At 42.0% G+C, this 11,680-nt stretch carries 12 protein-coding genes; 4 read left to right on the top strand and 8 right to left on the bottom strand.

Annotated elements, in window-relative coordinates; all coding sequences use genetic code 11:
- Positions 1-45 precede the first annotated feature (45 nt).
- Complete coding sequence (locus tag N8M93_RS09370) at positions 46-1,227, top strand: class I SAM-dependent methyltransferase (protein WP_261131259.1); 1,182 nt, start codon at positions 46-48, stop codon at positions 1,225-1,227.
- 378 nt (positions 1,228-1,605) lie between these two features.
- On the opposite strand, the gene N8M93_RS09365 is transcribed toward N8M93_RS09370, so the two are convergent.
- From N8M93_RS09365 to N8M93_RS09350, 4 genes are read right to left on the bottom strand one after another with little or no spacing between them, the layout of a single operon-like run.
- Entirely contained in the window at positions 1,606-2,328 is a 723-nt protein-coding gene (locus N8M93_RS09365; RefSeq protein ID WP_261131258.1) for a hypothetical protein, read from the bottom strand.
- A gap of 1 nt (position 2,329) precedes the next feature.
- Positions 2,330-3,016, bottom strand: a complete 687-nt coding sequence (locus N8M93_RS09360) for an ABC transporter permease (protein WP_261131257.1) — start codon at positions 3,014-3,016, stop codon at positions 2,330-2,332.
- On the bottom strand, positions 3,013-3,864 hold the full coding sequence (locus N8M93_RS09355; RefSeq protein WP_261131256.1) for an ABC transporter ATP-binding protein: 852 nt from the start codon (positions 3,862-3,864) through the stop codon (positions 3,013-3,015). Before N8M93_RS09355 ends, N8M93_RS09360 begins: the two co-directional genes overlap by 4 nt.
- Complete coding sequence (locus N8M93_RS09350; protein ID WP_261131255.1) at positions 3,857-4,468, bottom strand: TetR/AcrR family transcriptional regulator; 612 nt, start codon at positions 4,466-4,468, stop codon at positions 3,857-3,859. The genes N8M93_RS09355 and N8M93_RS09350 overlap by 8 nt, the downstream gene beginning before the upstream one ends.
- Positions 4,469-5,108: 640 nt before the next feature.
- On the opposite strand from N8M93_RS09350, the gene msrB reads away from it, so the two are divergent.
- Positions 5,109-6,074: a peptide-methionine (R)-S-oxide reductase MsrB gene (gene msrB, locus N8M93_RS09345; RefSeq protein ID WP_261131254.1), complete on the top strand. Its 966-nt coding sequence runs from the start codon at positions 5,109-5,111 to the stop codon at positions 6,072-6,074.
- Between the two features lie 139 nt (positions 6,075-6,213).
- Here msrB and hmpA read toward each other — a convergent pair whose 3' ends face one another.
- A complete protein-coding gene (gene hmpA / locus N8M93_RS09340; protein WP_261131253.1) occupies positions 6,214-7,428 on the bottom strand; it encodes an NO-inducible flavohemoprotein in 1,215 nt (404 codons plus the stop codon).
- 238 nt (positions 7,429-7,666) lie between these two features.
- Between hmpA and N8M93_RS09335 the strand changes: the two genes are divergently transcribed.
- Positions 7,667-8,131 (top strand): Rrf2 family transcriptional regulator, encoded by a 465-nt coding sequence (locus N8M93_RS09335; protein ID WP_261131252.1) that lies wholly within the window; start codon positions 7,667-7,669, stop codon positions 8,129-8,131.
- 223 nt (positions 8,132-8,354) lie between these two features.
- The gene (locus tag N8M93_RS09330; RefSeq protein ID WP_261131251.1) at positions 8,355-9,821 is read left to right on the top strand and encodes a potassium/proton antiporter; all 1,467 of its coding nucleotides are present in this window, start codon (positions 8,355-8,357) and stop codon (positions 9,819-9,821) included.
- Positions 9,822-9,886: 65 nt separating this feature from the next.
- On the opposite strand, the gene bshB2 is transcribed toward N8M93_RS09330, so the two are convergent.
- The 3 genes from bshB2 to N8M93_RS09315 all read right to left on the bottom strand — a co-directional run bounded on the left by bshB2 (position 9,887) and on the right by N8M93_RS09315 (position 11,671).
- Positions 9,887-10,549, bottom strand: a complete 663-nt coding sequence (bshB2, locus tag N8M93_RS09325) for a bacillithiol biosynthesis deacetylase BshB2 (RefSeq protein ID WP_261131250.1) — start codon at positions 10,547-10,549, stop codon at positions 9,887-9,889.
- A gap of 14 nt (positions 10,550-10,563) precedes the next feature.
- On the bottom strand, positions 10,564-10,911 hold the full coding sequence (locus tag N8M93_RS09320) for a YojF family protein (RefSeq protein WP_261131249.1): 348 nt from the start codon (positions 10,909-10,911) through the stop codon (positions 10,564-10,566).
- A 199-nt stretch (positions 10,912-11,110) separates the two neighbouring features.
- Positions 11,111-11,671 (bottom strand): GNAT family N-acetyltransferase, encoded by a 561-nt coding sequence (locus tag N8M93_RS09315; RefSeq protein ID WP_261131248.1) that lies wholly within the window; start codon positions 11,669-11,671, stop codon positions 11,111-11,113.
- Between the last annotated feature and the right edge of the window lie 9 nt (positions 11,672-11,680).

Raw genomic sequence — 11,680 nt, 5'->3', positions numbered from 1 at the left:
TCTGTCATCTTATAATGAGATACACATGTTGACGGAGGAAACAGAATGCATTCATCAGATTATGAATTGCCGATAAGCAATATCGTTGCCGTTCTCGAGCAACAATCGATTCCCTATCAATTCGTTGGAGAAGCAGCCCTTTTTTTACAGGACGTTCTATCGGATCCAGAAGACGTAACTGTAGAAGTGCAGTGGGATCTTCTTGAAATCGTTCATGAGATATTTTTACCGTATGCCCCAACATCCATTGAGAAAACACAAGATCAGGGAAGTTTTCATTTCAAGATGGAGAAGGTACCTGTAAGTGTGAGATGCAACTACAATAAAGCCTTAAGGACGGATCCTTACCGAATTCAAATTGAGATGAACGGACAGCATCTTTGGTGCCGGTCGCTTTATGCAATTTTGGCCGACCCTCGATACGAACCGTTGATCAACAGCTATCTGTCCGACTTACAAATGCAGATGACTGAGCAGAATCAAGCTGCCTGGAACCAAGACAATTATAAAGCATTGATCAACCGTCACGGTGAACCTGGCGATGTTGCTGCAAAAATAAAACAGAACCCTGAAGGAAGGCTGAGCGATTCCTTTTATCGCCATATGAAACCCGTCGATGGAAAAAGGATTGCCCACCTCATGGGATCGAATGGCATTAAGGCAGTCGCTTTGTCATTATTGGGAGCGGATGTGACCATCGTTGATTTCTCTCAGGAAAATGCAGCTTTTGCAGAGGCGGTTGCTGAGCAAGCAGATGTCGATATCCAGTATGTCGTTTCAGATGTACTCTCTTTTACAGAAAAGAGGGAAGATCATGCATTTGATTTCGTCTTGATGGAACTAGGAGTACTCCATTACTACATCAATCTTGATCCACTTGTAGAGGTTGTCGAACGCTTATTGAAGCCGGGAGGGACATTTGTGTTGCATGAGTTCCATCCGATTTCGACCAAACTGATCGCTTCGAAAGGGAAAAAGCATAAGGTAAGCGGAAACTATTTTGATCCTACGATTGAAAACAGGGATGTAGCTTTTTCCAAGTACTCTGCTGATGGAAAAAAAGAAATGATGAAAGTGCTGCAGCGGAAATGGACACTCGGTGAATTGATAACTGCAGTTGCCAAAGCTGGCCTGATTATCAAAGTACTCGATGAAGAACCGAATCAGAAAGTCCACGATATCGGTCTTCCCAAACTATTTACACTTGTGGCACAAAACCCTGAATAAGATTGTAAAGGGGCTGTCCAAAAGTGTCTGAGTCTCTCCGAACTTTACAACATGTAGCGAAAAATCGTGTATTAAATGTTGTATTGGAGGTGTCTGACACTTTTTTTGGACAGTCCCTCTTTCGTTAGGGACATTTTTCACCTGTGTGTTTTATTGGGACATCAAGGAGTGCGAAAAGCTGCAACCTGTCCCAAAACAAGCTTAATTGGGACAGAAGAAGAAGAAAAGAGCGATGCTGAATCCCAAAACATGGTTGATAGAGACAGCAAGAAAAGCGACAATCTGAGGTCCTGTATGTCCGTTAGATCTGCAAATCACCTTTTAAAACAGAAATAGCGTCTCTCATGTCCGTCAGGAGATTCAGAATTGCTTAAATCACTATCCGATTTTTCTCTCCAGTTTCCGGATCAGCAACCAGATGATGAAAGCATGGTAGAGGAATGCTCCGCAAAGGAGGGTTGCTTTCATATTGGTGGAATGCGCGAAAAACACTTCTGCAATCCAGAACGGTGGAAAAACAAACCCTATCCATCTCCATACAGAGTGGATGAAGAAACCGACAATCGGTACGGCAACGCTGATACTGATCACTTTTCCGAGGGCCAATCCTTCGACTTTATTATCAGCGAATACCGCCATAATAAGGGCTACGATCGGAGCCTCCAATGCCAGAACAAGCAAAGCGGCCAACTCCCATAAAGAAATGAACTCCCAGGCGTTCACATATACCAATAACCCAGCGGCCAAAATGCAGATCACAACAGGAAAGAGGAGCCGGTATAAAATAAAATGTGACTTTGCCACAGGTGTAATGGATAAATAGCTCAGTATTTGTTCGTCCCGTTCATCGAGTATGAGAAATCCACTGAGCATCCCTACAGTAAAGGGTGTTACAAGTAAACAGGTGACCACCATCAATGGGAAAAAGGATGCCAATGAAACGTGAAAACTGCTCACCACTAGTTGTTCCAACGGCGGGAATCCAAACTTGAGAAGAGCAGCCAAAATCAAGGGGGCAAAAAGGGACATAAGTAGGACGAGGTCCCTTTTGATATTTTTCAAGTCAAAGCTTACCTGCAGCCACATTTTATTACATTGCATATTATCCCTTCTTTTTTAAAACGACATTATGATGAAAGCATCGATAGGTGTAAGACAAAAGCAAGATAATCGATAAACAGAGATATAGCAGTGACGCCAGCGCTTCAGGAATTGAAAGCTGCCTGTCAATCAGCAAGAGAGAGGCATAACTCGGTATGATTTTTATCCAATTCCAATCCACTACTTCAAAAAACAGAAGAATAGGCAAAGCGAAAGGAGTGACATATACAGATGACAGAAGTAAATACTGATTCAATGTGTCCACCTTCGCGCCTATTACAATCCCAAGCAATGTAAAAAACATTGATGTCAATACCATACCTGTTAAAAAGAACCATTCCAATCTGAAACCTAATACGGTCCATTTGATGATCAAAGTGGATAGAATCGTCAATAAGGCTAGGGATAGAGCTTTTGAAAGCAAATACTCATGAATCGTATAAGGGGTGACAAACAAGTTATCGAGTATGTGATCCCCTTTTTCAAGAAGGACGATCCCACCTACAAAAAAAGCCCCCAAAAAGCTTGGATCCGAAAAGATGATAAGTGTGAATATGGTATCCATCCACTGTTCCGGAATAGAAATCAAAATCAAAATATAGATAATGGATATGAGCGCATAAGCCGCATAAAAACCATGGCGGAACTGATACCGGACATCAAATGCGATAGAGGTCATTAGCCTCATTGGAGTTGCCTCCCTGTGACTTTGATGAAAATATTTTCAAGTGAGTGTTCTGCTGTATGCATGGAAAGGATCAGGTCACGTTTCAATAAGTCCAGAAACCGCTCGTTTTGTTCTAAACCTTTAAGCGGAAATTCGAGTTTTCTTACCTGATCATCCTCCTGGTATCGAATCGATAGGATCTTGTTGTTTTGCAGCTTCAGCCGCTCTGGGGAATCGATAAGTTTGAGCTCACCGTCTACGATGAAAGCGACACGATCACAGATTTCTTCAGCAATATGCATGTTATGAGTGGAGATGATGATTGTTTTTCCTGCCCTTTTTTGCTCAAGGAGAAGTTCTTTGACGACCTTCGTATTAACAGGATCGAGACCAGCTGTCGGTTCATCCAAGAAGAGAATTTCTGGTTCATGCAACAATGCGCGACAGAGATTCAACCGCATTTTCATCCCTTTTGAAAAATGACTGACCCTCGTATGGTGCACGTCTTGTAATCCCAATCTAGCAAGAAGTTTGTCAGGTTCCTTCACGGGTTTGTCATAAAGCCTGCTGAAATAGGCCAGATTTTCTGAAGCGGTGAATTTACTATAGAAATTTGGTCTTTCAAATGCAACACCAATCGAATTGTAGAGTTGGTTATCTGTGTAATGGAGCTCATTCCCAAACAATCGGACAGAACCATCATAGTCTTTTAAAATTCCAATCAAAACGTTTTGCGTCGTGCTTTTCCCTGCACCAGATGGACCGAGGAATCCGAATATTTCACCTTTCGGGATGGAAAAATTCAGATTTTTAATCGCACGTTCACGTTTACCAGGGTAAGTGAATGACAAACCATGGACCTCAATCACTTTTCTCTTCCTTCACTAGTCCGTCTGCATAAAGCTCCGCTATTCGTTCAACTGTCACATCAAAAACATCTGGTCCGATTTCTTTTTCATGAAGAGTCATCAGGAAAAAGGAACGCAAGATGGCGGTGATGATTTCTGGCCGCTCTTCATTCAGTTTCCCTTGCTTTCCCCACTTCTCCAAAAATGGCGTCAGTGCAAATACATCATTTTCAGCGTGTTGTTTTAATTTTTCAGGTGTAAGTTTTTTAGTGAGTCGCTGGAAGTCATCCCCCTGTAAAAGTTGTTGTATGATTGAATTTTCACTGATCAAGTTCAATCCCCGGATCAAGAACGTTTTGAAAACTTCTTTTGTCAAAGGCTGGTCAAGAAATTCGTCCTGTAGTGTTCTTTTGATTTTAGACTCTTCCTCTTCAATCACTTCAAAATAAAGCTCTTCTTTGGAAGAAAAGAAGAGGTAGAAGGAGCCCTGGGCAATCCCCGCAACACTTGTGAGACTGGCAACGTTCGCTTTCCGTAAGCCGTTTTGCACGAATGCTTTACGGCCTTCTTCGAGCAAGGATTTTCGTATTTTTGCTTTTTCCTTTGTATCAAACCCTTTAGCCATGGTGATCAGTCCCTCCAAAGTCATTATGAATAAAACCTATTATTGTTCATGAATATTTTATAAAATTATTCATGAAAAAGCAATGAAAAAAGTAGCTGACCCAGCATAAGTTCGGACAGGATGAGGAATAAAAAGCGAAAAGCTGTCCGAAGATGGGGCAACTTCAGACAGGATGAGGGACATAAAGCGGAAAGCTGTCCGAACACGGAACAACTTCGAACAGGAAGAAGAGCAAAAGACGAAAAGCTGTCCGAAGACGGAACAACTTCGGACAGGAGGAGGAGCCAAAAAGGGAAAAGATGTCTGAAGACGGAACAACTTCGGACAGGATGAGGAACAAAAAGCGGAAAGCTGTCCGAACACGAGCCCACTTCGGACAGGAAGTGAAAGAAAAAAATTCAATACTATCCGAAAACGGTCCTTATTGATAACGCTCCAGTGGGAATAATAAGCATTACTAGGAGAACCCCGCATCAGCACACTTTAAAAGATATTCGTCACTGTAACATTTGGGATACCTGGTATTTTTATAAACCGTTTCGCTTGCCAAACTTATACAAATCGATATGATTAGAAATAAGAATTTTTTTAGCAAGCAAGAATAAACAAGTTATAGTCTTTATAGATAGGGGGCTTCAACATGGTAGACAACAATAAACATCTAGAGTTGGCGACATTCGCTGGTGGTTGCTTCTGGTGTATGGTAAAACCGTTCGAGGAAATGCCAGGGATCAAAAATGTCGTATCGGGCTATACAGGCGGCCACACAGAGAATCCGACATATAAGGAAGTGGTTACGAATACCACCGGGCATCGTGAGGCGGTGCAAATTACTTTTGACTCCAACGTTTTTCCGTATGAAAAACTCCTTACGCTTTACTGGCAGCAAATCGATCCGACAGATTCTGGAGGTCAATTCCATGATCGCGGGGAATCTTATAAAACGGCTATCTATTATCATAATGAACAACAAAAAGAGCTTGCAGAAGCATCAAAGAAAATCCTGGAGCAAAGTGGACGTTTCTCAAAACCGATTGTGACAGATATTTTTCCGGCTTCAACCTTTTATCCTGCAGAAAACCAACATCAAAAGTATTACAAAAAGAACCCCGATCATTATGATCGCTATTATAGAGGGTCGGGACGAAAAGGTTTCATCGAGGAAACTTGGGTGATGGAAAAGGATGACGACAAGCTTAGAAAAGAATTGGATGATATGCAATACAATGTGACGCAAAAAAATGGAACAGAGCCACCGTTCAAAAATGAATTCTGGAATAACGAACGAGAAGGGATTTATGTCGATATCGTATCGGGTGAACCTTTATTCAGTTCAAAGGACCAATATGATGCGGGGTGTGGTTGGCCAAGTTTTACAAAACCACTCCACTCGACACGGATTAAAGAAAAGAAAGATTTAAGCCATTTCATGATCCGGACAGAGGTTCGAAGTAAATACGGTGACTCCCATTTAGGACATGTATTCAACGATGGTCCAGATGAAAATGGGTTGAGATATTGCATCAACTCTGCAGCACTCCGTTTCATCCCAAAAGAAGAACTTGAACATGAAGGCTATGGGGAATACAGGCAACTGTTTGATTGAAATTCAAGTAAACTAGGCAAAACCAAGCCTTCGGCGTAGGCTGAGCCTTTAGTTACACTTATACTCAAGAAGTATTTTTTACTTTCTTTGAGTAAGACAAAGGAGGCGGACTGGATCTGCCTCCTTTTATTCTAAACTTTTAATTTTTGACAGTAACCTTATCTTCGCTGAGGTCGATGGCTGGTCCGAAGAATTCATAGTTGATTTGTTCTTCAGGAACTTCAAGTTTTTTCAATCCATTGATGACCATTTTCATAAAGCCTTCAGGTCCGCAAATGTAATAATCAGCATCGGCTGGTATGATCGTTTCTAACCACGGTAAATCAATGTAACCTTCCTTTGCAAAGCATTGATTTTGCTTATCTACCTCAGACGGTTTTTCAAAACAGAAGTATGCTTTCAACTGCTCATTGCTTTCAACTAATTCAAGAATCCGGCTGCCCATCGCTTGATATTCCCCATCGATCGAAGCATGGATGTAATGAACCTCACGATCTGGTGTCTGGATCAATGTTGTTTCAAGCATGCTTACAAGAGGAGTTAGGCCGACCCCAGCACCGATCAGTACAAGTGGGCGCTTAGTTTCTGTATTGAGTGTGAAGTCTCCTGCTGGGGCACTCAAGAGTACACGGTCTCCTTCCTTCAAATTGTCATGAAGGTGCATGGAAACACGACCTTCACGTTTGATGGAAAGACGGTAATGATCCTTGTCAGGTGTATCAGACAAGCTATATTGGCGAATATGTGTGTATGGATCATTCGGAACCTGTACTTTTACACTTACATATTGTCCAGGAGTAAAATCGGCAATTTCCCTGCCGTCCACAGGTGTTAAGTAGAAGGAAGTGATGACTTTACTTTCAGTTTTTTTCTTTACCAATTCGAATTCACGGAAGTCTTCCCACCCTCCATGTTGTTCTGACGCTTCTTTATACATCTCATCCTCTACCTGGATGAACACATCTGAGATGACTCCATAAGCTTTTGCCCAGGCATCGAGAATTTCATCTGTTGCTGCATCCCCAAGGACATCTTTTATCGCTTTCAGAAGGTTTTCACCAACAACCGGATATTGCTCGGGCTTAACCCCTAAACTACGATGTTTATGGGCGATCTGCTTTACGGCAGGAAGGATTTCTTCAAGTCGATCGATATGAACAGCAGCTGCATAGACTGCATTTGCAAGCGCGCCTTGTTGGCGTCCTTTATGTTGATTGGAATGGTTGAACAGGTTCAAGAGTTCAGGATGATTTTTGAAAAGCAGTTCATAAAAACGGGACGTAATTGTAGTCCCATGTTCTTTAAGTACAGGAACAGTCGCTTTGATAGTTTGAATGGTCGTTTGATCTAGCATCTGAAACAGCTCCTTCATTTTTAAAAAATTTGACTTGAACAAACAAAAGATATATCTTATTTACATCTTTATTATAAAAAGAAGGACTGATAAAAGATACATATCGAATGCATCATTCAAAATTCGGACAAATTTGTGTTCAATGAATAGACACATAAAAAGAATGGTTCTTTAACTTCATGTATGACAATGGTACGATTAAAGGTATAAAACTCCTTAATGAGGGGGGACAGTAAACATGCGACTAACCCAATATACGGATTATTCCTTGAGGGTTCTCATATATTTGACAGCACAAAAAGAAGATCAACTAGTCAATATTAAAGAAATTGCAGAGGTCTATCAGATTTCTAAAAACCATTTGATGAAAGTGATTCATGAATTAGGTAAACTTGGTGTAATCAAAACGATTCGAGGAAGAAATGGCGGGATCAAGCTCGCAAAGGATCCTGAAGATATCAATGTAGGAAAACTTATTCGAAAGACAGAGGAAGACTTTTATCTCGTTGAATGTTTCGATCCTTCAAACAATTCCTGTATCATCAGTCCAGTCTGCAAACTGAAAGGGGTATTGAACGAAGCGATGGAAGCTTACTTCAACGTGTTGGATCAATATACTTTAGCTGACTTGACTACCAACCCCCACCAACTACAACAGCTCTTTTCAATTCAGGGGTCAAGCAGTATCCATCCGAAAGCTTAGTATTGACATTGAATGTCATCACTGAGCTTTTTCTTTTGGCCTTGTTATAACTGATTTTTGCAAAATTCACTCCCTTTCCGCGGGTAAACGAAATGCGGAAGCGACCCTATTAACCTCAATCAGAAATCAATACCACTTTTTGACAAATCATTCTTTTTATCGATGGGATATTTGTTTTTGATAATGCCTATTAATATAATTGAGTCAGATAGGGAGGACTGGCATGGAATTCAGTGTAGACGGTACTATCTTACTTGTTTCATTTTTATTGATCATAGGTGTTATTACAGCAAAGTTCTCGTCAAGATTGGGCTTGCCTTCTTTAGTATTGTTCATCGTGGTCGGAATGGTCCTTAGCCAGTATATTTATTATGATAACGCCATGCTTACCCAATTGATCGGTACGTTTGCGTTGATCGTCATTCTATTTGAAGGTGGTCTCCAAACACAGTGGCCGGATATCAAGAAGGTTTATAAACCGTCCTTGTCACTTGCTACTCTTGGGGTGTTGGCAACGACGATGGTCACAGGTGTGGCTGCAAAATACATACTCGGAGTAAGCTGGCTTGAAGGATTTCTTTTCGGTGCCATTGTCGGGTCGACGGATGCAGCTGCGGTATTTGCTGCTCTGGGGAATAAGGATATCAAAAGAAAGCTGACCTCTACGTTAGAAGCGGAATCTGGGACTAATGATCCGATGGCGATCTTCTTGACCGTATCGATATTACAATTGATCCAAAATCCAGAGACGAACCCGGGTGTGCTGATTTTCGACTTTTTCTGGCAGATGGGTATCGGTCTTCTGTTAGGTTTACTCTTTGGAAAAACCGCTGTTTGGGTAATCAATAACATCAACCTGGATTCTTCAGGACTTTATCCCGTTTTATCAATAGCGTTGGCCGTATTCACTTTCGGAATTACGAGCTTATTTGAAGCTAGTGGATTACTGGCAGTATATATCATGGCGGTCTTCCTCGGAAATCACGATATGACTTACCGCCATTCTATCGTCAGGTTCAATGAGGGGTTTGCATGGATGATGCAGATTCTCATGTTCATCCTATTAGGCTTGCTAGCCTTTCCGAATCAGTTGATCGATGTGATTGGGGAGGGAATCCTGTTATCGCTCATCCTCATGATTGTGGCAAGACCTATCGGTGTTTTTATCAGCTTGATGTTTGCAAAATATAACGTTAAAGAGAAATTGTTCGTTTCATGGGCTGGATTGAAAGGAGCAGTCCCGATTGTTCTAGCCACTTTCCCGATGGTTGCAGGGTTGGAGGACAGCGGCTTGATTTTCAATGTGGTTTTCTTTGTCGTCTTCACATCAGCATTGATACAGGGAGCGACCATTTCACCGCTTGCGAAATACTTAAAGTTTTCGAAAGGTGCCAAAACGGAAGTACCCCATAGTTTGGAGCTCATTTCAATTGGAAAAACAAAGAACGAAATGATGGAGATCCAAATTGAAGAAGAAGCGTCGATTATCGGGGAAGAAATAAAAGATTTGCCGCTTCCTGATGATACATTGATATCGGCGCTTATCCGAAAAGATTCGTTGATTACACCAACTGGAGATACGATCCTCCGAGCAGGCGATACGCTTTATATCCTGGTTCACAAGGCGAAACGCAAGGAAATCAAGGAAATCATCCGCCAAAAAGAAGATAGTGAAGCTGAAAACGGATAGGAAAAGAGCTGAATGAAGGATCTACAGAACAAACAAAGAGGTGACGCTCACCGTCACCTCTTTTCCTAATCAAATTTGTAGGTCCAGAATCGTTCATATTTGATCCAGTTCATCAGTTCTTCTTCATTAGCTTGAAGCCGTTTTTTCATACCAGCCATGAGGCCAGCTGTTTGACTTTTGTGGGCTTCGATCGTCGCGATCTTTTTATCTTGAACGCTGCTTACATCCCTGATGACATCCGGTTCACCGAGCTTTTCAACACAATCATTAGAAAAAGCGACACACTCGACGCGTGGGCGTTTCGATGCCGGCATCCGTTTTACTGCTTTGATGACAGCCTCTCCACACGCTTCATGATCAGGATGGACACTGAATCCAGGATAAAAAGTGATGATGAGTGAAGGATCGAGCTCATCTATGACCTTCGTGAATTCTTCCGCAAGCCATTCCGGATCTTCAAACTCAATTGTCTTATCTCGTAAGCCCATCATACGTAAATCTCGTATCCCAAGAACCTTGGAAGCTTCTTGGAGTTCCATCTTCCGAAATTCGCATAAAGATTCTCTGTTCGCAAATGGAGGGTTACCCATATTCCTTCCCATTTCACCCAGTGTCAAGCACATATAGGTGACAGGAGTTCCATTTTCGATATGCATCGCAATCGACCCAGAAACACCGAAAGCTTCATCATCCGGGTGAGGGAAGATCACAAGTACTTGTTTTTCCATGGTCCGGCTCCTTTCTACTCAAACGGTGTCTCGCTGATTTGAAGTGCTACGGCAAGTTTCCCGTCCATATCATGGCCTGCCATCAACAGGCGGTTTTTCGCATCAAGCTCCCAATGGGTAAGCCCTTCGGCATAGATCCATCCGAGTTCCATTTTCAGTCCTACCCGGTAAGGGCCGTCGCCGGTTATTTTTCCTCGCGTGTAGTTGATTTTCCCATTACGGATATAAGCACCAGCTGAAAATACCTTTTCATTGAAATGTGATGCGTAAGCACCGTTGGTCGTTTCTAGATGGATGTATACATCTTTTCCGACAAAACGTTCGATAATTGGCTGTACCTTTGAAATATCAATTGGATCCAAAGCAAAACCCTCCTACGATTCACGACTCTCATCTATCCATTCCGATAGGATTACTTTTTTACGATTATAACAACTAATCATCAAGAAACGAAGAAGAAACGCCTATGAGGAGCGTTTTTTATGGCACTTAAAGAAAGTATAAGCGCAACTAAAGCTCAGCTGCGCCAAGGCTTGGATTTACCTGGTTTTCTTTAATCATTCATTGGTTTTTATGTTTGTCAGTCCATTCGTGGCTTAATATGCCATACATCAACATGTCATGCCGTTCACCGTCACGCTGCAAGAACTCGCGTTGAGCACCTTCATATTTGAAACCGAGTCGTTCATAAAGCTTGATCGCCCGTTTGTTATAACTGAACACAGTCAATTGGACACGATGAAGGTTCAATTCATAGAATGCAAAATTCAATACAAGCTCCATCGTTTCATAGCCTAGCCCTTGATTCCAAACATTTTTCTCCCCGATGCCGATTGCGAGCCAGGCATTCCGATGAGCCCAAAGGATTCCGTCTAAATCGACCCAGCCGAGGACCCTATCATCATCTATCAAACGGATAGCGAACAGGAACGATTTCTGGTCTCGTGGCTTAAGTTCGACCCATTCCTTGAAATCACGTTGCAGCAATGGAAAACTTGGTGTAGCATCCATGCAGCGCATATATTCATCATCATGGTACCATTCGGACACCTTATCCAGATCTTCTTCTTTAAAACGGCCTAAATAGACCCGTTCTCCTTTACGAATTGACTTTGCAATCATTATTCTACC

Source organism: Bacillus sp. Marseille-Q3570, from assembly GCF_946151055.1.
Lineage (GTDB): Bacteria > Bacillota > Bacilli > Bacillales > Fictibacillaceae > Pseudalkalibacillus.
The sequence above is the reverse complement of the archived record's forward strand: the minus strand, read 5'-3'. Positions and strand labels throughout refer to the sequence as shown.

What these genes read in the sequence shown, in the direction of transcription:
- N8M93_RS09330 (WP_261131251.1), top strand. Translation starts at nt 8,355, where the DNA reads ATGGAATTCAGTGTAGACGGTACTATCTTACTTGTTTCATTTTTATTG.
- bshB2 (WP_261131250.1), bottom strand. Translation starts at nt 10,549, where the DNA reads ATGGAAAAACAAGTACTTGTGATCTTCCCTCACCCGGATGATGAAGCT.
- N8M93_RS09335 (WP_261131252.1), top strand. Translation starts at nt 7,667, where the DNA reads ATGCGACTAACCCAATATACGGATTATTCCTTGAGGGTTCTCATATAT.
- N8M93_RS09365 (WP_261131258.1), bottom strand. Translation starts at nt 2,328, where the DNA reads ATGCAATGTAATAAAATGTGGCTGCAGGTAAGCTTTGACTTGAAAAAT.
- N8M93_RS09315 (WP_261131248.1), bottom strand. Translation starts at nt 11,671, where the DNA reads ATGATTGCAAAGTCAATTCGTAAAGGAGAACGGGTCTATTTAGGCCGT.
- N8M93_RS09370 (WP_261131259.1), top strand. Translation starts at nt 46, where the DNA reads ATGCATTCATCAGATTATGAATTGCCGATAAGCAATATCGTTGCCGTT.
- msrB (WP_261131254.1), top strand. Translation starts at nt 5,109, where the DNA reads ATGGTAGACAACAATAAACATCTAGAGTTGGCGACATTCGCTGGTGGT.
- N8M93_RS09350 (WP_261131255.1), bottom strand. Translation starts at nt 4,468, where the DNA reads ATGGCTAAAGGGTTTGATACAAAGGAAAAAGCAAAAATACGAAAATCC.
- hmpA (WP_261131253.1), bottom strand. Translation starts at nt 7,428, where the DNA reads ATGCTAGATCAAACGACCATTCAAACTATCAAAGCGACTGTTCCTGTA.
- N8M93_RS09360 (WP_261131257.1), bottom strand. Translation starts at nt 3,016, where the DNA reads ATGAGGCTAATGACCTCTATCGCATTTGATGTCCGGTATCAGTTCCGC.